Origin of the sequence: Ktedonobacter racemifer DSM 44963, assembly GCF_000178855.1 — a bacterium.
Lineage (GTDB): Bacteria > Chloroflexota > Ktedonobacteria > Ktedonobacterales > Ktedonobacteraceae > Ktedonobacter > Ktedonobacter racemifer.
This window is the reverse complement of the sequence record NZ_ADVG01000004.1, coordinates 1,465,348-1,487,077: the sequence shown is the minus strand read 5'-3', so window position 1 is coordinate 1,487,077 and position 21,730 is coordinate 1,465,348. Positions and strand designations below refer to the sequence as shown.

Below are 21,730 nucleotides of genomic sequence, written 5' to 3'. Positions count from 1 at the left end.
AACGAATGAAACGAAGTGATACAGGCGACTTCTGCGTACTCTACCTGGAGGCCGCCGACAATAGAGCCACCCTGAGTCAGGCCTTGAGCGAGCTGCGCAAGCCAATAGTCATCATGCTGGCGGAGCAGGGACGCCTCTTCCAACGACCAGATGACTTCTCGGCGCTTAAGCATATCAAGCGCCAGCTCGATATACCCGTGATCTTTGTCATTCCTAATAGTGCGCATATAACACAGCTGGCGACACGTTTTGGCTTCCCTGTCTATCCCTCTGTAGATAACCTGGCGAACGCCCTGGCCATGGGCCAGCTCTCACGTCAGCGCACCCATACAGGGCAAACGAGCCCACAACGCATTACCGCCCCGCTTAGTCCCACGGCCTCCCTGCACACACTCAAAGCCGATCTACGCAGTACGGGACCACGCGGATCAATCAGCCAACCCCTTCATACAGCCAGCGAGAGCGAGCCGGTAATGGAGTTGTCCGCGGGTGGACAGCCACTTGATGCACGCGAGCGCACGACAGGCCATATGCCTCCCATCTCACAGATGGATGTGCCTCCACGTGTGGAGAAGCGACCAACCGCGAGTCCACAGCCCTCCCTACCACGCGAGCGGCTGAGGCATAACCCTGCGCTAGAGAGGTTTGATCCATACACCCAGGCACTTCAAGACGAGAAGTCAGAACTGGAACCTCTCCCAGAACCTCTCATACTAGAGCGCAATGCTCCACCTATGCGCCGGAACGGAGTCACACAAAGAGCGAGCACGGGTATGCTCGTCGAAAAGACACAGCCCCCACCACGCAAGGAGCCACTGGCTCCAGCGCCACGGGCACCCAGGAATAATTTCGCCAAATTTGTGGCTATCGTGGCCATCATCGCGCTCTCGGTCGCGGGCCTGAGCTACTTCCTGGTCTTCTATCACCAGTGGCCGACAAGTACCACGACGGCTGGCACTATGCCATCTATCGTCGGCGACGTCTCATATGCCAGCAGCAACCAGATCAGCGAGAATAGCAGCCAGGGCATCTCCGACCAGGTAACTATCGACCTCCAACAATTAAACTCACCCGCCAGCGGCAAGGCCTACTATGCCTGGCTGCTGGGAGATAAGAGCCAGAGCGAGGCGCACACTATCCTGCTGGGACGCCTAAACGTGAGTAATGGCAAGGCACACCTCTTCTATGGAGGCGACCCTCAGCACAGCAACCTGCTGCTTAGAACGAGCCGCTTCCTGGTGACTGAGGAGAGCGCCTCGGTCACCCCCATCTCGCCCACGCCCGATTATAACGCCTGGCGCTACTATGGCGAGGTCTCGCAGGCCCCAATTAACGAGCCCGATAACACCAACCATTTTAGCTACCTTGATCACCTGCGGCACCTGCTGGCCAGCGACCCCACGCTGGAGAAGCTGAACCTTCCCGGCGGGCTGAACACCTGGTTCTACCGCAACACGGCTAAGCTGGTGGAGTGGACCACGAGCATGCGCGATCCCTGGGAGGCGAACAAAGACATTAACTATGTACGGCGCGGGACAGCCCGCACGCTGGCCTATCTCGATGGTGCATCCTTTGTTGGGCTAGACCTTCCACCTGGCACACCTGCGCTCGTCGATGGCCGGCTGGCCCAGATAGGTCTGATCCAGGTCAACGGACCCGACCAGGAGCCACCCTGCTACCTCTCGCATGTCATGAAGCACCTGAACGGACTCTTGCAGGCGCCGGACGCACCGACCTCTCTGCGCCAGAACGCGACCGATATCGTCAATGCTCTGAGCAACGTCAATCGCTGGCTCAACCAGGTGCGTAGCGACGGCAAGAAGATCATGCAGATGAACGACAACCAGTTACGCCAGCCCTCGACGCTCTCGCTCATCAACGACATGATCGTCAATGCCAACAACGCCTACATCGGACAGACCGACGCCAACACAGGGCAGACACTGCACGGGGCGAATTGGATTCACGACCACATGCAATCCATCTCCACCTTCCAGGTCTCGCCCTACCACCCCAGCCCACAATCGATCCAGATGATTCAAGATATTCTCCACGCCAAGGCATAAATGCCTGGTAGGTGGTGCGGTGCGGGTTGGTAGCCGTAAGCTACCAACCCGCACCGCACCACCTACCAGAGCGAGCGCCACAGGCATGAGATTTCACAGTCAGAAGGAAGGCCAATCATGACAAGGCGTGTCATCGCCATAACACTCTTACTAGTGCTGATGCTCCTCGGCTTAACGGCGGGCGTCTTCGCGAATACAATTCAGCGCTCGCTTACCCTCCCGGACATGCAGCGCATGTTTCACGACGGGCCAGTGGGCAAGCCTACGGTAGTGGCACAGAAGCCCATGACGCCCACAGGCAAACCGACCACGCCAAAAATAAATGTACTGGCCCAGGATACCTTTCAACGCCAGAACCAGCCCTTCTGGGGCCAGGCCAGCGATGGCCATACCTGGACGGCCGACGCTAATGCGCTGGCGATCTTCTCAGTCCAGAATACGGCTGGCTCCATCACCGATGGTAACGGCACATTTAACGCGGTGCTGGGGCCTGCCAGCGACAACGTTGACCTGCTGATCAATGGCTCACTGAACAAATTCACGGGCCAGAATAACTTTGGCTCGGTCCTGCGCTGGCGTAACGTCAATAACTGGTACAAGGCCTATATCGATGGCAATCACCTGATCATTATGCGCCGGGTCGCTGGAGTCAATCAGCAATTGGTCAGTGTGCCCTTCGCCGCTCAGAGCGGTGCGAGCTACGCACTCCGCTTCCGCGCTCTTGGCAGCCAGCTTATGACTCGTGCCTGGCAGACTAACACGCCCGAACCAGCCACCTGGCAGGCAACGATCAAAGATGCCTCGCTCAACAAAGGGCAGGCGGGCGTACGTGTGCTCATCCAGCCAGGTACGCTGGTCAAAATAACGTCCTTCACGGCCAGTGCCGCGACTGGCACAGTGTGAGTGATAGAAAATTTCAACAGCAAGCGCCACGAGCGCGAGAAAGAGCGGACCTATGCAGCAAGAACTAAAACAACTCTATCAAACTCAGGTGGCGGTGCGGGTAGTGGTCTATGGCTGCTTACTGCTCTGTGCCGTCCTGCTTTACACGCTGTCTGGGGGCTTCCCTCCCTGGGCCTGGCGCTTCCTGGCCTCGCTTTTGCCACGCCTCTCCGAGCTGTGGCGGGCCCAGGGACCAGCCATGCTGATCCCCTTTACAGGCCTGCTCCTGCTCTCGCTCTCGCTCCTCATCCTGTGGATGATATTGCTCACAGTGACACTACGCCTACTCTTTCACCAGTGGCGTGAGCGTTATGAAGAACAGCGCTTCGCCCGCGAGCTGGCCGAGGCTGATGCCCTGTCTGAGGAACTCCTTGAAGATGTGCTGGATAATGAGTACACACAGCCAGAGCGCGCAGCAGCCCCCACCATGCCGCGTACCTCGCGCAGGCCCTATATAACGCAAGCAGCTCGCCTCACCGCCAATAATATGTATGAGGACATAGAAGATGATGTGTACGAAGAGGAGGAGCCTCAGCCAGCCTCTATAGGGCTACGTTTGCGCGCCTCGCAACCTGTCTCGCCCCTGGCGCCCACGCAGGAGGTTGATGTGCCTCAGCGCGAGGGACTACGTTCGGCACGCGCCCAGGTCGCCAACCGAGCTGCTAGAACCTCAGCCACGTGGGAGGAGCTAGAAGAGCCACGCCGCGCGCCAGCGCAGGCCTTTGGTTCCTCCACACCTGCTATCATCCCCGCGCGCCCGGTAGCCAGGCAGGCCCCAGCAGAAACGCCAGTGCCAGAATGGCCAGACACAGCCTATCCAGCGATCCCATCCGGGTCATCAGCGTCACCTTCAGGGCAATCCTATACCGGGTACGGCTTCCAGTTCGCCACAGGTATAGAGAAGCATGCGCCCCTGCCCCAGGCCGTCAATGGCACGCCACAGTCAGTGCGCGCACAGCAGGCAGCGCCAATAGAGCTGGCCACGCGCCAGCGTGCACGTGTCGCTGGCACAGTAAACAATATCAGCCAGGCCAGTATCGCGCCAATCTCAGACGACATCGAGGAGTATGACACACGCCCTGTCCAGGCTGAGGAGGAGGAGGAAGAATACGTCGAAGATGAGATGCTTCCCCAAGAGGCCAGCAGTGAGCCACAGTATCGCCTGAGCGTAGGCATGGGTCTGGACCCTGGCCTCGTACGCAAAGACGCGCCCAACGAGGATAACATCTTTGCCATGCAGGGCATTCGCCCAGGATCGTCTGGTCCCGAACCCGTGGGACTCTTTGTCGTCGCGGATGGCATGGGAGGCCACGCCGATGGGCAGGAGGCCAGTCGCCTGGCCATCCAGATTATCAGTGATATCGTCTCGCCAACTTTGCTGCGCGAGGCGGAGCTTGAGGAGTCCTTCGGCGGCATCATCAAAGACGCGACGCATCGCGCCAATCTCACGCTCTACCAGCGCAATCGCCAGAAAGAACATATGATGGGCACTACTCTTACCACGGCCCTGGTCGTCGGCACCATGGCCCATGTTATCAACGTCGGCGATAGCCGCACCTATCGCTATCGTCCCTCGGAGGGCCTGACACAGATTACCCGCGACCACTCGGTCGTAGCGCGCCTGGTCGAGAAAGGGCTGCTAGAGCCACACGAAGTGTATACTCACCCCAAGCGCAACCAGATCTATCGCTGCCTGGGCGAGCACGCCTCGGTCGAGTTTGACTACTTCAAAGTCGAGCTACAAGAGCATGACATACTGCTCCTCTGCTCAGACGGACTCTGGGAGATGGTGCGCGATCCCGAGATTGAGCGCATCCTCTCTGGCGCAAGCCCCCATGCCTCGCGCGCCAGCTCCCTACTCATCCAGGCAGCCCTGGCCCACGGCGGCCACGACAACATCAGCGTCGTCATAGCCTGCCTGCTTGCGGAAGAATAGCATCTTGACTCATGCTCAGCGTCATGCTATGTTTTGTGTAACTTTGTGCGACTTCAGGGGTGAGCATCTATGGCCCGCATGACGGCGAGAGTTCAACAGGGGTTACTCAATACACATGATGATACACAGGCGATATCCATTGACTCGCCAGCCTGGTTTGTCTGGCTTAAGGAGCACCGCGTTTTCAGATTCACATCGCCGAATGGTAACTTTACTGCGCGTAAGGAACAGAGGGCTGTAGGTTGGTATTGGTATGCCTATCGTCGTCAGCATGGCTCGCTGCGAAACGCCTACCTGGGCAAAAGCGAGGAGCTAACCCTCTCGCGTCTCACGGAAATCGCCAACACACTGAACACAGTACCAACGTTTTCCAGACAAAATGCGAGTTCCCTCGCCCAGCAAATGCTACTCACAACAAAAATAACTCCCCCTGCACTCTCCCCCACAATTATTGCACGTCCACGGCTCACGGCGTTATTACACGAGTATGCCTTCTGTAAACTGCTCCTGGTGACTGGACCCGCCGGTTCCGGCAAGACAACACTGCTTTCTTCATGGCTATACGAATCATCTTTGCCAGTGACCTGGGTCTCACTAGATGAGAGCGACAATGATCCAGGCCGTTTCTGGGGCTACTTACTCACTGCTCTACAAAAACATTTCCCTGGCTTTGCCAATCACCTGCTTACGCTTCTACCCACATTACAGACTGATACTCTGGAGCCATTTCTGGTCCTCCTGATAAACGCTCTGGCGACTTTACCCAACGAAATCGTGCTTGTCTTAGATGACTATCATCTACTGACCAGTCAGCCAATACATAAAAGTGTGGCCTTCCTGTTAGAGCATATGCCTGAACAATTGCGCATGGTTGTGGCCAGTCGCTTTCTTCCACCGCTTCCTGTAGCTCGCCTGCGCGCACGTGGAGTGCTAGCTGAGTTCGACTTTGCTGATCTTCGTTTTACCCCCCAGGAAACCAGGGAGTTACTGGAGGCACTTATCGGCGACTTCCTGCCTGACGAAAATTTCTCCAGGCTGCTAGAGCGCATGGAGGGCTGGGCGACTGGCCTGACCCTGGCAGCCCAGGCCTTGCGCGCTGGACATAGGAGGACATATGCGCAGGCCCCTCCTCAGAGAGATTCTCAAGCAATCTTCGAATATCTCGCCAGTGAAGTCCTGTCTCATCAATCCGCGCAGATGTGTGATTTTCTTTTACATACCTCGATTCTGGAGCGCTTCCATGGAGAGCTGTGCGATACAGTAACCTTACAAAAACAGAGCCAGGATCTCCTGCGACAACTGGAGCATGAAAATCTCTTTCTCTCTCCTCTCGACAAGCATCATCTCTGGTATCGCTATCACCAGCTTTTCACGGACTTCCTGCGTAATCGCCTGGAACAGACCTATCCAGCGCAAATTCCAATGCTTTATGGTCGGGCGGCTCACTGGCATGCGCAAAATGATATGCTGGCCGAGGCCATCACATATGCCTTACAAGGCCAGGATTTCGCCCTTGCGGCACAACTCATAGAGAAACAGGGGCAGGATGTGCTCTTGAGGCACGAGATCATTATGCTAGGAACGTGGCTGCGCGCCCTGCCGGAAGAGGTCATTTGTGATCGCCCACATCTCTGCATCTTTGCGGCCTGGACGCTCCTGCATACCTCGCATACTGGTTCCATAGAGCGCTATCTCCATGCTGCTGAACATGGCCCTGGTAATACTTGCCTGGAGGAAAACGAGCGTCGCTTACTCCGGGGAGAGATTGCCGCTATTCGAGCACGCGTGGCGATCTATCAGAATCGCATAGAAGATGGCGTTACTCTCGCCCGCCAGGCCCTGGGCTGGCTCTCGAAGGACGACCATTCAGCGCGCGGCGAAGCTGTCCTGAGCCTGGGCACTGCGAGTGAAGTGCTGGGTGAGACGCAGGTAGCCGAAAATGCTTATCGTGAAGCGATTGAACATAGCAAGCAATGTGGCAATCTACGCGCAACCATGTTGGCGTTCCGCTCCCTGGCGATGCTTTACAGGGATCAAGGCAGGCTGCACCTGGCTCGTAAGCTCTATGAGGATGGTCTTGAATACGCATTACAGACACGCCAGGAACATTTGCCACCCGTAGGTTTCCTCTATGTTGGCCTGGGAGAACTGTTCTATGAATGGAATGATCTTGAAGCTGCCGAACATTATTTGCGCAAAGGAATTACATTAGGTCAGCGCGGCGGCGATGTAAAGATCTGGCTGCTAGGCTATGTTGGACTGATATATACGACGCTAGCATGCGGCAAACATGAGCAAGTCTGGTCGCTCTTTGTCGAAGCCGAACGCCTTGCTCGCCAGACAAACTTCACGCGTGGCATCGCCTGGTTAAAGTTGATCCGCCCACGCTTGAGCTATCTCCAGGGTGACACAGTACCCCTCCTGGATTGGGCCCAGGAGTGCGAATTGGACCTTGATTCGGAGCTAGATGGTTTCTACGAGTATGACTATCACCAGCTAGCCCAGGCTTTTATTGAGCTCCATAAACCGGATCTCGCACTACACCTCTTGCACCGGCTACAAGCTAGATCAGAGCAAACCAGGCGGCCTGGCCTCAAATTATCCCTTCTCCTGAGCATGGCTCGCGCCTATGATCGGCAAGAAAGACCTGATCGGGCATTAGCATCCCTGGAAGAGGCACTCAGTCTTGCGGAACCGCAGAGATATATGCGAACTTTTATTGACGAAGGGCCACAGATAGCATCCCTTCTTAAACGATTGCGCCAGTCCTACCAACAAAGCACCTCGGCAGCACAGTCTTGCTCCCTTGGCTATCTCAATCGCCTGCTCTCAGCCTTCCACGGCACTCATGCACCTCAACCTGTTCAGGAAAACGTTATCTCCCTTACCGAGCAATTAAGCCAGCGCGAACAGGAGGTTCTGCACCTCCTCGCTAGCGGCCACTCGAACGCGGAAATTGCTGAAACGCTCATTATTGGCCTCAATACAGTCAAGACTCACTTGAAAAACATCTATGGCAAGCTAGGAACACATAATCGCACACAGGCCATCGCTCAAGCTCGTACTCTGCATCTGCTCTGATGGCAATCCTCCACGCCCAATCCTCCTTTCAGGTGATGTACTTCAGCTCTTCAGACACTATCCTATGGAAGTAGATCGAACACAAATATGAGAAATGAGGTTCCTACTATGTCGCTATCTACAGAAGCTATCTCCGAGCGCTACGCTACCTCTCTCAAAGCCACGAGCGAGATCGCCAATGCATATTACTTCCAGGGTAGCATTGACGAGGCTTTGCAGCTTTTCCAGGCTGGCGAGCGTATGCTCTCGTTACAAGAAGTGTCTCAGGAGGATAAACTAAACTTCCTGCTAAAAGACGGACAATTCATGATACATTACTACTTCCTGACCAATCGCGAGGAAGAGCGCATGAGCTCGCTAGCACAGCAGGCGCGGCAGCTAGCAGAGGCCAGGCAAGATGAGCCTGGGATCGCCACCGCGCTCTATCTCATCGGTCAAACACTGTATTACCATAACCTGCAAACAGGTGAGAGTGATTATCTCGAAGCACGTAGCTACTTCGAGCAAGCATCGACCCGCTATGAGCAGCTTAACGATACGTATCACCTGGCCGAGTCCCTCTTCTACACTGGCCTGACCTATGAACGCCATCATCAAGATATACAGGCTCAGGAATATTACCAGCGCGCTCTGAAGCTTGCAGAAAACTCTAGCAATGCCTGGGGAGCCTCTGAGGCCACGCGTCATCTGGCGGGCCTCTACATGTCTATAGACCTGGAACAGAGCCTGGGTTACGCATTGAAGTCCCTGGCTCTTCGTGAGGAGATAGGCTTCAAAAGAGGCTTGCCTCCGGCTCAATTGTTAGTCAGCGACGTCTATGTCGAACGGGGCGACCTGGAGCAGGCATTAGAGTATTGCCAGCAAGCCCAACAGCTTGCCTGGGAGATGAACCTCCAAAACTACCTGGTCTATGCGCAAGTCGTACATGGCGACATCGCCTACAAGCAAGGAAAACGCGACGAGGCCCGCGCCCGTTTTGAGGAGGCAGCCAGCCTTGCGCGCCAACTCAACATTGCCTTTGCCATCGCAGTGGTCAATGAGAAGCTAGAGATGCTTAAACAAGCCTAGCCTTAGCGCTCGGCGACACTGAGGGTGTGATGGATAGGCTGTGCGACGCGGGCGAATGCCCGCGTCGCACAGCCTATCCATCACACCCTTTTAAAACCGCATGAGAAGAAGCTTTTATCAGAAAGAGAAATATGGTAATATTCTGAGATAATACATGACAGGAGAGGGCTTGAGCCCGCCGCAAGCCACGATTCTTTAGACCGTGGTCAGGCGTGTTATTGGGCTTGAGCCCTTGTAAAATATAGCACTATATAGAACGGATGTTTGACGATTTCAAATCAGTCTGGTACTCTCTAAGAGAGATACCATATATTTTGCGCGAGGAGGTACTGAACATGGCAAAAGCCACGAAAACCATCAGGCAGGCATTACACTATCCACCGCAGTATGCTGCCTACTTCGCGGCAAACCAGTCCCTCTTCAATCTGGTTGTGGCCTTTTATTTTGAAGTCATCCAGGCACACGAAGGTCTTCTTGCCCTCAACAATAAGGAGGCCCTCACGGCCCTGGAGAAACTCACGCATACAACGGAGTCCAACCCCAATCCAATCATGCCACTCACCGATCTCGCGCCAGATATCCCTGCTCTGTTCCGACGCGCTGCTATCAATGCCGCGCTCGGCTCGGCTCGCTCCTTCTTCTCCTCTCTCAAAACATGGCGAGCACGTAAGGAGAAACATGAAGCCAAACAAACGAAGAAGGGCAAGAGGAGGCCGTTCAGGGTGCGGCCACCAGTCCCGCCCCGATCATGGAAGAAGTCGGCTCCCTTCTACGCAAGCCTTTGGCGCGAGCGTTGTACCCGTTCTATCATGCTCAAAGTCTGGACCGGCTCGTGCTGGTCCTGGCTCAAACTACACACGCTCGGTCGCGATCTCCCTGATGGTAATCTGATGGGCAGTCCGCAACTCGTCCGCAAGGGAGATCGCTGGTGGTTGCATACCCCTCTCGAAAAGACATTCGAGGCGCCCGCAAAAGTCAGAGAGCAACTCACCGCCGCCCAGACACGTCTCTGCGCGGTGGACCTCAATCTCGATCATCATGTAGCTGTGTGCAGCGTCCAGACCGTTGACGGCACCATCCTGGCTACTTCCTTCATTGGAAATGGCACAGCGGTATCGGGCTGTAGGAAGAAACTGCTTGGACGTATTGCGTGTAACCGATCTCAGACTGGCATCATTGCCGAGAACGAACAGGACAATGCCGACCTCTGGGCCAAAATCAGGCACGTTGACGAACAGATCGCGCACCTGGTGAGCAGCCGCATTGTCCAGTTCGCTACCAAGCACGAGGCGAGTATTCTCGTCTTCGAGCATCTAGGCAACCTGCGACCAGAGCAGGGCAAGTATTCGCGTCGGGGCAATACGAAACGGGCCTACTGGATGAAGGGCCGCATGTTCCGCTACGCAAACGCAAAGTACAAGGCGTGGAATGGAGGCGGTATCATCACCTGCCGTGTGAATCCGCGCAATACGAGCCGGAAATGCCATCGTTGTCATGGCCTGGTCGTGCGCTACAACCAGGGACAACCCCAGGAGGGCTATACTCCCGGCGCCGCCCTCTGCTTCTGCCCACAGTGCCAGATGCGCGACCATGCCGACAGAAATGCCAGCCTGAGAGTCGGGCAGCGCTTGATCGAGCGTACGCAAGCACCTTTGAAGGAAAAGCCTCGTGCTCTGACGCGACGTGCGAAGAGGGAGCCGAAAGGCTCAGGTGTTGGGATCTCCCAGGATGCCAAACGCCAGATGGGACCATCTCTCCCTGCGGCAAGGCGTGGAGATCATGCCAACGGGCATGGCACCGCCCAGAGAGGAAGGCGCCGGATGGGCGCGCCCCTCTCAGATATTGTGTCCCAACTACGGATTCACTTTGAGTAGTGGCTACGCCACATATCTCACGAATCCGACTACGGCACAGTGTCAGAAGCCGCTCGGCTTTAGCCGACGCGGAGTGTCACCGTCTATACAGTCGCGCGGAATGTAGCGTAGAAGGACTTCCCATGAATTACGAGAAGAGCCTGCTTCGTAAGCGTATTCGGATGTATCTGGCTCTGGCATTGTTTGGCGCGATGATCGCCGCCGATATTTTATTTGTCATAGGTTTTAGCAACAATGTCGTCACCCCCTGGATCACGATTTCTATCTTCGTCTTCGGCTTTACTGGTCTCCTTACCCTCCTGGAATATTTATTCGCGCGCGGCCTGCGCGCGGTTGGCAACGCCCCCTTTAGCTCCTGGTTTTCCCGCCCCGCCATGCTGGCCTTTCTCCTGGCGGCCTGCGCCTATCTGCTGCTGCTGGGCGGCTATGTGCTTGGCGTTCTCTCCCAATTTAGCCATCCCTTTGTCACACCCATTCTAAGCCTGGCCTTTCTCCTCATGGCCAGCGTGGCATCCTATCTCGTCCTCAGCTTCTGCCGCCACCTCTATATACAGCTAGCCTCCAGGTAAGCTGTAAGACCTCTCGCCACTACGTGGCTCGCCAAGGGTAAAGGGGTATCCGTGGAAAACGGCAATGCCGTTTTCCACGGATACCCCTTTACCCTTATACGATGCACCGCAGGTGCTGAGGCGTCATGATATCAGCATGTTGTAGCTCACAGGTGGGCCACAACATGTTATAATACTTTTCGGCATTTATCAGTGAGTGGTTGGTTGGGTTGAGGGTGTTGTATCAGGGGATGCTGATCTTTGCATACAGGCAGGTATAGGGGAAGCGGTGCGTGGTCAGAAGCCTTTCTACATCATGGCGTTCTCACGTTCATAGACTTCGTGCTTTTCTTGGACGTCCGCCCCAAAAGCACATGCAGCCGCTGAAAAATTAGCTTGCAGTGTGGCCTGTCGTCACGGAAAAAAGACCTTTATGGACCAGCTTTCCATGGTATCTTTTGTGAGGGATAGCGAACAGGGTCCTCCAGGCTCTGCCAGTGATACCTACAGCGTAGAGGGTTTTGAGTTTCCACCTCTTATATGTAACGTCACGGTCGTCACAGAGCCCACAGATTACTCTGGCGTTCTGTAGGTATCCCCTCCCTTATTTAGACTTTACGGTTTGGCGCATTAGGCAAGTAGGAATAAGAGAGATTAGCATATAAAGGAGATAAGACAAGATGGAGAATGAACAGCAGCGCGTCCCTGGACGCTATGGCTTCGATGAGATCAAATCGAACCGCCTGGAGCCGTGGCCTAATGCCTATCCAGAGAGCAAGTATGTAGTGCATTTTGAGATTCCCGAGTTTACCTGTCTCTGTCCACGCTCTGGCTTCCCGGACTTCGCGACGATCATTATTGACTATGTTCCCGGTCCCTCTGTCGTGGAGCTGAAGAGCCTTAAGCTGTATATCAATAGCTATCGCGAGCGCCAGATCAGCCATGAGGCGTCCGCCAACGAGATTCTCAATGACCTGGTGACGCTGCTCTCACCCCGCTGGATGCGCGTGGTTGGCGATTTTACCGTTCGTGGCAACATCAAGACTATCATCTTTGCCGAGCACGAGGAGTCGGGTTATAATGGTCCCCGACCCGAGTATCGCCGTTATCAACAGTATGTCTAAGTGAGGAGCATTCCTATGACCACGAAGAGGCGCGGAGAGAGCGCAGTTTTGATCGTAAGCGGCGGCATGGATAGCTGCGTGCTGTCCCATTACTATGCCGCGGCAGGCTTCGACCTGCACCTTCTCTCCTTTAATTATGGCCAGAAGCATGTCAAAGAGTTAACCTATGCCGAGCGCTATATCAGCGCGCTGCGCGAGCGCTATAGCAACCTGGAGATCCAGCACCAGGTGGTGGCGCTGCCCATCGCACACCTCTCACCTAATTCTGGCTCGGCCCTGCTCAACCCCGATCAGAGCATGCCGCACGGGCACTATACCGATGACAGCATGAAGGCAACGGTCGTCCCCTACCGCAATCCGAACATGCTCTTACAGGCGGCCACCGTGGCCTGGAACGAGAACGCGCGTGTCGTGGCCTTCGCCGCGCACTATGGCGACTATGCTCAGTATCCCGATTGCCGCCAGGAGTTCGTCGACGCGTTTAACACCATGCTCAATCGCGCCATGGACTCGGACCAGGTCACGGTCGAGGTTCCCTTTATGCGCTTCTCTAAGGCCCAGATCGCCCGCTTCGGTGCCAGCCTGGATGTCCCCTTTGAGCTGACCTGGAGCTGCTACGAGGGCGGTAGCGAGGGCTTTGGCGATAAACACTGCGGCCACTGCGGCACCTGCGTCGAGCGCTATGAGGCCTTTAAACATGCCGGCGTGGAAGATCCAACGCAGTACGCCAATGATCCCGAGTTATTCCTGAATATCCCTGGCCAGCGCGCTTAATCTCGCAGACACGCACAGTATTGGGGCACTCAGACAGCCAGGGAGGTGCACCCACGCTGCACCCAGTGTTTCCCGTAAGGAGGGACCTATGCCAAGATACGCTATCGTGACGCGCGAGTTCAATTTTGAGGCCTCGCATCACCTGCCCAATCACCGGGGGAAATGCCGGCGTCCACATGGGCATTCCTATCGCCTGGAGGTCTCTCTGCGCGGACCCATTATCGAAGCACCTGGCGAGTCGAGCGATGGCATGGTGATGGATTTCGAGGATCTGAAAGAGATCGTCAACCACTGCATTATCGAGAGTCTATCTGACTCTGTGCCACGCGGGCCCGAAGCCATACCAGTTGAGAAGGGTGGCATGGATCACAATGACCTCAACGCGCTCACGGGTATCCGCACTACCGCCGAGAACCTGGTCCACTGGATCTGGGACGCCCTGGTGAGCGGCGGCGTGCGCGAGGAGCTGCTCTACCGTGTGCGCCTGTGGGAGACCGCCAAGGGCTATGCCGAAATTACCCGCGCTGAGCGCGGCCTGGAGTAGATTCTTGTAGATTAGGTTAGTATCACAAGTCGCCTAATAGCATAAATACAGTGATTTGCATTAATAAGTATACTTTTCTCATCAGGAGAAAGGTCGTACAACAGATGACAGAGAAGCCCGGGATTTATGCTATTAGACACCTTATATCTGGAAAAGTTTATATTGGGAGTGCCAGTAACATTAGTAAGCGTTGGCACAGGCATAAGAAGGATCTACGTTTAGGTCGGCATAAAAATGAGCATTTACAGTATGCTTGGACAAAGTATGGAGAAGAAGCTTTCGTCTTTGAAATCTTGGAGCTAACGAGTGAGCTAGATCTAAGAGAACAATTTTGGATAGATTACACGGGATGTATCAATCCCGATAAAGGCTACAACCGTTGCCCTACTGCACGCTCATCTCGTGGCTTCAAAAGAGGTCCTGAGTCGGAGGAGTATCGAAAAAGAAAAAGCCTATTCCTAAAGGGAAAATGCGGAATAGGTAATGCTTCACCTGTACATAGAGGTGTCGATAACCATCTTGCAAAATTAACCGAAAATGATGTTCATGAGATAAGGAGAAAATATGGTCAACATACATTTAATGGTAAAGGGAGAAAAGAGGGACGCAACGGAGGAGTGACTTATCAGTCATTAGCGGATGAATACGGGGTATCTATGTCAACAATTCATGATATTATTCTACACGTTACTTGGAGGCATGTTACATGAGCGCGAAAGATCATATCCAGATTTCAGAGCTATTTGGGTGCACTATCCAGGGAGAGGGCGCGTTGATTGGCAAACCAACTGTCTTCGTGCGTACAGGTGGCTGCGATTACCGCTGCCAGCGCTGCGACACCCTCTACGCCGTCCTGCCGGAGCATCGCGGCGAGTGGCAACAGATGACGACACAGGAGGTCTTCGCCCAGGTACGCGAGCTCGCCCACAACCGGCCCATCCTGGTGACGCTCTCCGGCGGAAATCCCGCCATGCAGCCACTGGAGGAGCTACTCGACCTGGGGCATACCGAGGGTTACACCTTCGCCATCGAGACCCAGGGCAGCATCGCCCAGCCCTGGTTCGCTAAACTAGACTACCTGACCCTCTCGCCCAAGGCCCCCGGGATGCAGAATCCCCAGCCCACGAACTGGGAGCGCCTGGACCGCTGTATCGCCTATGCACGCACAGGTCATAACGGCAAGCAGCCAGCCATCTGCCTGAAGATCGTCATCTTCGACGAAGAGGACTACCAGTACGCCAAACACGTGGCCGAGCGCTACTCCGATATCCCGCTCTACCTGCAAGCGGGCAATCATACGCCGCCGCACCTGGCGAATGAGATCGATATCAACGGTATTCTCAGCCGCATGGACTGGCTGATCCAGCGCGTCGTCGAGGACCAGTGGTACGAGGTCACGATCCTGCCGCAGCTGCACACCCTCCTCTGGGGCAACAAGCGCGGGGTATAGAAGTTTCTGCGGAACCGCGTACGCGGTTCCGCAGAAACAGGATGTGTTTTGTTTCGAGTGAGGGAAGCAAGAATGACAACACATATGAACAAAGGGCAGTTGAACGGCCATGCCTCTTTAGAATCGCTGCTGACCGCCGGGCAGAAGAAGGTCGATTATCCCAGGCTGCTTGAGCTGGGGCGCGAACTGCTGATCGCGATTGGCGAGGACCCGGACCGTGAGGGATTGTTGGACACGCCACGCCGCTGGGCCGACTCCTGGCGCGAGTTTGTGGAATATGATCCAGGTTCGACCGAGACTTGCTTCTCATCAGCCTCGACCGACCAGATGGTCTGCGTCTCGGGCATGCGCGTCTTCTCGATGTGTGAGCACCACTTGATGCCCTTCTGGTGCGATGTGGCCATTGGTTATATCGCGGGCGACAAGGTCCTGGGTCTCTCCAAATTCGCGCGCATCGCGCACCAGTTCGCACACAAGCTCCAGCTACAAGAGCGCATCGGTCATGAGATCGCCGACGAGATTACGCGCATCACAGGCTCGCCAGATGTGGCCGTGGTACTGAAGGGTGAGCATATGTGTATGACAGCGCGTGGCATCCGCACACCCGGCGTGATGACCTCTTCGGTGATGCGCGGCGTCTTCCGTAGCGAGAGCGAGGCCCGCCTGGAATTCTTACGCCTGATTGAGTAAAAATCTGGGGCGTTTCCCCAGGCCCCTCATTCTTGCCCCATCGCGCCTGCGGCGCAAAGGGGGTAAAGGGTGTCTGGGGGCGGGCTGGCTCCGCCAGCCCGCCCCCAGACACCCTTTACCCCGAGGCGAGCTTGCGAGCCTCTAAACGAACAACCCGGTACTATACCATGAAGTTTCAGCATAAATCAGCTATACTAGATGCTATAGATACATGTGTTTAAAAATGCTGAAGGAGGCTTATTGTGAAGGGCAGCAAGGGCCTGCGCACACCGCTCCCCATATTTATGGATGTGCCTCCGGGGCGACGCTATGTGCGCTCTTTTATCTTCTCACGGCGCGTCAATGCCCCGTTCGCTCGCTTTCATCTGCTGGTACGCTTCCTGCTCGTGATTTGTATCTCAATTGTCCAGTTACGAGCGATTGATGTGGCCAGGCCTGATCCGCTGGCGGCGGCGCTGCTGAGCCTACTCTCGCTGGCGATGTTCCTGGGGAGCGGCATGCATAGCCGCGTGGCTCGCATCTACGTCCTGCTGACCATTCCCACGCTGATCAGCCTCTTCTCAACCTGGATTGTCTTTAATCCGGTGTTAGGGCGTGTTACGCTGTTAGAAGCGCCAGTGTATAGCGGGCATCTCGACCTGGGCATCTCGACCTGGTTCCTGCTCTGGCTGGGACTGACGCTGGGCTATTTCCTCTGGACACGCAAGGTCATATTGGGCCTGGTGCTGGCGGCCCTCTTCACCTTTATTGGCTCACACTTCCTGCCGCTGTCCGCCTGGACCTTCGCGCAGGTCCCTTTCTTCCATCCCCTGACCCTCCTGGTCAGCGATCATGGCCTGCTGATCGCGCTGACGAAGGTCATTGGCTACTCTGGACTGATCTTCTCGACCATCGCGCTCGTGGTCTCCAGCCGCGATGCGGAGTTGATTGGCGCCCTGCGCCAGTTGCGCGTACCACAACCTGTGATCTTCTTTATCAGTACCGTCTTTCGCGCGCTCGACCTGGCCCTGGTCGACTACCAGACCATTCACCAGGCGCAACTGGCCCGCGCCATCAACGCGCGCCCGCGCAGCTTCCTGCGCCAGCTCAGCGATCTTGCAAGCATCTCGGTACCCTTGATCGCAGTCATGATCCGCCGCTCAGGCGAGATTGGCGACGCCCTCATGGCGCGCGGCTACCGCATCAACCAGGTGACCAACGATTTCTATGAGACCCAGCCCTGGAGTGTGATGGATTGGAGCGCCATCGTTCTCTGCCTGCTCCTGTTCTACCTCTCCTTAGGCACCCATTTTAACCTGACAGCCCTCCTCTGGCCAGCGATACTCGTTTGAGGAGACAACCTTTTCAGCACCTGCGGTGCTACAAATGGGGTAAGGGTGTGTGGGAGCGGCGTGGCGGAGCCATGCCGCTCCCACACACCCTTACCCAACGAGCCACGTAGTGGCGAGAAGTCGCATTTCGATGATATGCATGGAAAGAGAGAAGATACACATGACGAGCGCGGTCTCCGTATCTGGCCTGTGGTGGCGATATCCAGACTATGGTGAGGGCAAGCCCGGCGAGAAGACGCGCCCCTGGACGCTGCGCGATATCGCGCTCCAAATTGAGCCGGGAGAGTGCTTCGGCATTACGGGTCCCAGCGGCGCAGGAAAAACCACGCTCTGCCGTATGCTGATGGGCATTCTTCCCTATAGCGCACGCCTGAGCACTGAGCAGCTACGCTCGCATTTTCGCGGCAGCCTTGAACTACTCGGCGAGCCTATTACCTCGAAGACCGCCACCAGCCACAAGGTGGGTATGATCATGCAGGACCCCGAGAACCAGTTCCTGCGCATGAGCCTGCTGCATGAGCTGGGCATCGGCTTGCAAATTCAGGATATACCCAGGGAAGAGATACTCCAGCGCGCCCACGAGGCCCTGGCATGGGTTGGCCTGGAGCGACTCTGGCATGGCGCGTTCTATACCCATCCCGCCGACCTCTCGGGCGGGCAGAAACAGCGCATAGCCATCGCCGCCTTCCTCGCCATGCGCCCCCAGATCTTGATCCTCGATGAGCCAACCAGCGATCTCGATCCCGTGGGCAAACGCGAGGTCATCAAAACCATCGCTCGTTTACGCCATGACTACAAGATAACCGTGATCCTGGTAGAGCAGGACCCCGAGATTTTGAGCGCCTTCTGCGACCGCATCGCCCTGCTCCATGGTGGGCGCATAGAGCTGGTCGCCTCGCCAGGAGAGTTTTACGCGCGCCAGGACATTCTGGAGCGTTACGGGGCCTCAGTTGGTGAGCTGACACGCATCTCCTGGGAGAGCGGTTGTACCTTCCAGGGTCGTCCCCCGCTCACGCTTGACGAGGCGGAAGAGGCCTTCGCCCCCCTCTTAACGTCCGGCGATGCCCATAGTTCTGCGCCTGGCGTGGTTGAGGAGGAGCCAGGCGAGCCAGTTGTCTGTGCCGAGCAGGTGGGGTATAGCTACGAGGATGGCACCATCGCACTCAAAGGCATCGACCTGAGCTTGAGGCACGGCGAGATGTTGGCCCTGCTGGGTCCCAATGGGAGCGGAAAGACAACCTTCGCCAAGATCCTGGCGGGCATCTATCGCGCCAGCTCGGGACGCGTGCAGGTCCTTGGGCAAGACCTGGCAAATAAACGTATGCGTAAACGTCTCCCCTCCTATGTCGGCTATGTCTTCCAGAATCCTGATCACCAGCTCTTCTGTCGCAAAGTGAGCGATGAGATCGAATATGGTCTGAAGAACCTGGGCCTCTCGGCTGAGGAGCGTAAGACCAGAGTGCGCGAGACACTGGAGGCCGTAGACCTGGTCGATTACGCCGACGAGGACCCGCTCTTCCTGAGCAAGGGGCAGCGCCAGCGCCTGGCCGTCGCCGCCGTGCTCGCCATGGGACCTGATATCCTCATCGTCGACGAGCCAACCACAGGCCAGGATTACCGCTCTGTCAACAGCATCATGCAACTACTGCGCGCCCTCCAGCAGCAAGGAAAGACTATTCTGATCATCACGCACGATATGACGCTAGTGGCGGAGCATTGCCAGCACGTAGTTTCCTTCCGCGATGGGCAGGTCGTCTTTAGCGGCACTCCGCTCCAGCTTTTCAGCGAAGAGGAGGCCCTGCAAACCACAGGCCTGCGCGCCCCAATCTCGGCCATGCTCTCCACACGTCTGCAACAGCGCGACTCGCGCCTGCCCAACTTTATCACCGTCGAGCAGGTAGTCACCCTACTGGCTCTCCAACCGCGCTGCTAAAGCACGCGCCTTCATATAATGGTACGAGGCAAACGCGCCATTATATGAAGACGCGTGCGTTTAGCAGCGTCGTCGTGCCACACAGATCTTTAAATTGGCGTATCCACTCTTGTTCGCCATACGTGTTGTAGGTGGACAATCACGGCATTGAACATCTTTTATAGCAGAATATTCTCGCGAGAAAGGATACAGAAAAGCATGGGATTACTTGAGCGAAGGGTCGCGCTTGTCACGGGCGCCGATAGCGGCATTGGGAGGGCCATCGCGCTCTTATTTGCTCGGGAGGGCGCCTCCGTCGTAGTTAACTACGCGCATAATGAGCAGAAAGCCAATGAAGTCAGGAGCATGATCGAGCAGCAGGGCGGAACCTGCTTTGTACAACAGGCGGATATCTCACAGTACCAGCAGGCCCAGGGGCTGGCGCAGCGCGCCTCAGAGCAGTTTGGGCGCCTGGATATCCTGGTCAATAACGCGGGCATGGAGATTCACAGCCCCTTCCTGGATGTCACGGAAGAGCAGTTTGACCGCGTCGTCGATACCAACCTCAAGGGGGCTTTCTTCTGCGCCCAGGCGGCGGCGCGCGAGATGGTTAAACAGAATACACGAGGCCAGATCATCAACATCTCATCGGTGCACGAGGATTTGCCCATGCCCGAGAACGTCCCCTACTGCTGCGCCAAGGGCGGGATGCGCATGATGATGCGCACCATCTGCCTGGAGCTAGCCAAGCACAACATTACCGTCAACAACATCGCGCCAGGCGCCATCGACACACCCATCGACGCCGACGTAAAGTCTGATCCCAACAAATACAAGGCCCTGATCGACGAGATTCCCCTGCATCGCATGGGCCAGCCCGAGGAGGTCGCGCACCTCGCGCTCTACCTGGCCTCCGGCGCCGCCGAATACGTCACCGGCTCCACCTTCGTCATCGACGGCGGCCTCATGCGCAACACTGGCGCGCTATAGCCCACCTTCTCATTATCAAGAATAGAGGCATGGATTTCGGATGCGTGTCCAAAATCCACGCCTCTATGCTCTATTTACAAAAATTGGAGTTGCTCGCCAACCAACCAGCGCTCAAGCCACTCTTCGAGCGAGGCCGCGACCAGAAGGTCCGCGCCTCGCATACCCTGAAATATCTGGCCAGTAGCCACATTCATATACGTGGTAATATTGCACCCCCATTGGCAAATTGGTAGGAGTTCGCTGGGCCAGGGAGAGCCCATAAGCACGGGATTTTCCACCTCTTCCTCCTCCAAACCGGCAAGCTCTTCAGCCTCCCAGAGTTCTCTTGATCCAATGCCATCATCCCAGAGCACCTGACGCTCCTCAGGTGTTAAGGCTTTCCATCCACCCTGGTCTATGTGAATAAAGGCATTAGCGAAAGTTATTTCAAAGCGATACCTGTGAGCCACACTCCCAGGAGTGTTATCAATTCCCCCATAGCCGCCTTCCGCGCCCAGGATACCATAGCCTGGACCAAAGCCCCCATTGGCGACCTCAGTGTAGAGCAGCCGGAGCAGCGGCGGCAGTGAAAAACCTAGCTTCTGCTCGGTCTCCATGATCTGCTGCTGGGTCGCGGGAGGAAAGGCCAAATTTGGATCTTCTGTCTGGCTAAGGGTGTTGGTAAGAAGGATATATGTAGTGTTAATCCGCCAGCTTTCATAACCATTTCTTTTTCTGCCAGCAGATACCTTGAGATCACTGGTATCTTTCGCACGCCATATACGCGACTGATAGTCCAGCACAGCCCAGATTGCCTCCTCACAGTGAGCGCGAATACGAGCCAGGAGGTCGGCATATTGAGTGTGATTCTTTTCGTTATCGCTGACCATATCTACCTCGCATTGCCAGCTTCATCGCGCGTTCGCGGGCGCGCTTTTGCGCGGGTAGACGCAAATCATAGAGGGGAAGACCTGTCTTCGCTACGATGAGAGAGGCAAGCGGCTCGGTCTGCCTATCCCGGTCTGAAAAGGCGACTCTACCAGAACGGAGTAAGCTGTCATGTTCAAGGAAGGAAGCCGCGAGCCAACAAATGATGTTCTCGCCATCGCAGAGCTCATAAACCTCGCGGTTGAAGGCGCCATTTGTCGTGAGCGCCTTCTCAAACATCGCGCTACTCGTCAGCCCAAAGTAACGTACATCCCGCCAGCGCATAGTGATGGCCTGGCGCCCATAATGGGCTGTGATGCCATCCTCATCGATAGAGAGTGAGGGATACAAATAACGCTTCAGCATCCAGGGCTGAACTACTCTAAATATTCCAGGAATGCCAAGTACCGTTCCTGGCCCAAAAAGGAACGCTACCATAAGCAAATAGAAGGGAAGCATCGAGAAGCCGTAAACAACAGCTGTATAGCTCATGC

18 protein-coding genes are annotated in these 21,730 nt (G+C 55.9%); 16 read left to right on the top strand and 2 right to left on the bottom strand.

Translation table 11 applies throughout. The features are described 5' to 3' along the window. Positions 1-5: 5 nt before the first annotated feature. The 16 genes from KRAC_RS48150 to KRAC_RS48075 all read left to right on the top strand — a co-directional run bounded on the left by KRAC_RS48150 (position 6) and on the right by KRAC_RS48075 (position 20,330). Entirely contained in the window at positions 6-2,066 is a 2,061-nt protein-coding gene (locus KRAC_RS48150; RefSeq protein WP_007919817.1) for a hypothetical protein, read from the top strand. A gap of 117 nt (positions 2,067-2,183) precedes the next feature. After that, on the top strand, positions 2,184-2,969 hold the full coding sequence (locus KRAC_RS48145; protein WP_007919814.1) for a hypothetical protein: 786 nt from the start codon (positions 2,184-2,186) through the stop codon (positions 2,967-2,969). Between the two features lie 52 nt (positions 2,970-3,021). Next, a complete protein-coding gene (locus KRAC_RS64035) occupies positions 3,022-4,944 on the top strand; it encodes a PP2C family protein-serine/threonine phosphatase (RefSeq protein ID WP_007919812.1) in 1,923 nt (640 codons plus the stop codon). 69 nt (positions 4,945-5,013) lie between these two features. Then, positions 5,014-8,025, top strand: coding sequence for a winged helix-turn-helix domain-containing protein (locus KRAC_RS48135; RefSeq protein WP_007919811.1), 3,012 nt, complete (start codon positions 5,014-5,016; stop codon positions 8,023-8,025). A 108-nt stretch (positions 8,026-8,133) separates the two neighbouring features. Then, positions 8,134-9,093, top strand: coding sequence for a tetratricopeptide repeat protein (locus KRAC_RS48130; RefSeq protein ID WP_007919810.1), 960 nt, complete (start codon positions 8,134-8,136; stop codon positions 9,091-9,093). Between the two features lie 335 nt (positions 9,094-9,428). Continuing rightward, positions 9,429-10,967: a zinc ribbon domain-containing protein gene (locus tag KRAC_RS48125; protein WP_007919809.1), complete on the top strand. Its 1,539-nt coding sequence runs from the start codon at positions 9,429-9,431 to the stop codon at positions 10,965-10,967. Positions 10,968-11,089: 122 nt separating this feature from the next. After that, positions 11,090-11,536: a hypothetical protein gene (locus tag KRAC_RS48120; RefSeq protein WP_007919808.1), complete on the top strand. Its 447-nt coding sequence runs from the start codon at positions 11,090-11,092 to the stop codon at positions 11,534-11,536. Positions 11,537-12,195: 659 nt separating this feature from the next. After that, complete coding sequence (gene queF / locus KRAC_RS48115; protein WP_007919807.1) at positions 12,196-12,639, top strand: preQ(1) synthase; 444 nt, start codon at positions 12,196-12,198, stop codon at positions 12,637-12,639. A 15-nt stretch (positions 12,640-12,654) separates the two neighbouring features. Further along, entirely contained in the window at positions 12,655-13,413 is a 759-nt protein-coding gene (gene queC, locus KRAC_RS48110; RefSeq protein ID WP_007919806.1) for a 7-cyano-7-deazaguanine synthase QueC, read from the top strand. A gap of 88 nt (positions 13,414-13,501) precedes the next feature. Beyond that, a complete protein-coding gene (locus tag KRAC_RS48105) occupies positions 13,502-13,957 on the top strand; it encodes a 6-pyruvoyl trahydropterin synthase family protein (RefSeq protein ID WP_007919805.1) in 456 nt (151 codons plus the stop codon). Between the two features lie 104 nt (positions 13,958-14,061). Continuing rightward, positions 14,062-14,667 carry a GIY-YIG nuclease family protein gene (locus KRAC_RS64030; protein WP_007919803.1) on the top strand — a complete coding sequence of 202 codons (606 nt, stop codon included), beginning with the start codon at positions 14,062-14,064 and terminating at the stop codon, positions 14,665-14,667. Continuing rightward, a complete protein-coding gene (gene queE, locus KRAC_RS48095) occupies positions 14,664-15,407 on the top strand; it encodes a 7-carboxy-7-deazaguanine synthase QueE (RefSeq protein ID WP_007919801.1) in 744 nt (247 codons plus the stop codon). Before KRAC_RS64030 ends, queE begins: the two co-directional genes overlap by 4 nt. Positions 15,408-15,479: 72 nt before the next feature. Beyond that, the gene (gene folE, locus KRAC_RS48090; RefSeq protein ID WP_007919799.1) at positions 15,480-16,097 is read left to right on the top strand and encodes a GTP cyclohydrolase I; all 618 of its coding nucleotides are present in this window, start codon (positions 15,480-15,482) and stop codon (positions 16,095-16,097) included. Between the two features lie 242 nt (positions 16,098-16,339). Beyond that, the gene (locus tag KRAC_RS48085; RefSeq protein WP_007919797.1) at positions 16,340-17,428 is read left to right on the top strand and encodes an energy-coupling factor transporter transmembrane component T family protein; all 1,089 of its coding nucleotides are present in this window, start codon (positions 16,340-16,342) and stop codon (positions 17,426-17,428) included. Between the two features lie 160 nt (positions 17,429-17,588). Then, positions 17,589-19,361, top strand: a complete 1,773-nt coding sequence (locus KRAC_RS48080; protein ID WP_007919795.1) for an ABC transporter ATP-binding protein — start codon at positions 17,589-17,591, stop codon at positions 19,359-19,361. A 198-nt stretch (positions 19,362-19,559) separates the two neighbouring features. Then, entirely contained in the window at positions 19,560-20,330 is a 771-nt protein-coding gene (locus tag KRAC_RS48075) for an SDR family oxidoreductase (protein WP_007919793.1), read from the top strand. Positions 20,331-20,404: 74 nt separating this feature from the next. Here the strand turns inward: KRAC_RS48075 and KRAC_RS48070 are convergent, their stop codons facing one another. After that, on the bottom strand, positions 20,405-21,199 hold the full coding sequence (locus KRAC_RS48070) for an SMI1/KNR4 family protein (RefSeq protein ID WP_007919791.1): 795 nt from the start codon (positions 21,197-21,199) through the stop codon (positions 20,405-20,407). Beyond that, a complete protein-coding gene (locus KRAC_RS72895; RefSeq protein WP_157507992.1) occupies positions 21,186-21,602 on the bottom strand; it encodes a hypothetical protein in 417 nt (138 codons plus the stop codon). The genes KRAC_RS48070 and KRAC_RS72895 overlap by 14 nt, the downstream gene beginning before the upstream one ends. Between the last annotated feature and the right edge of the window lie 128 nt (positions 21,603-21,730).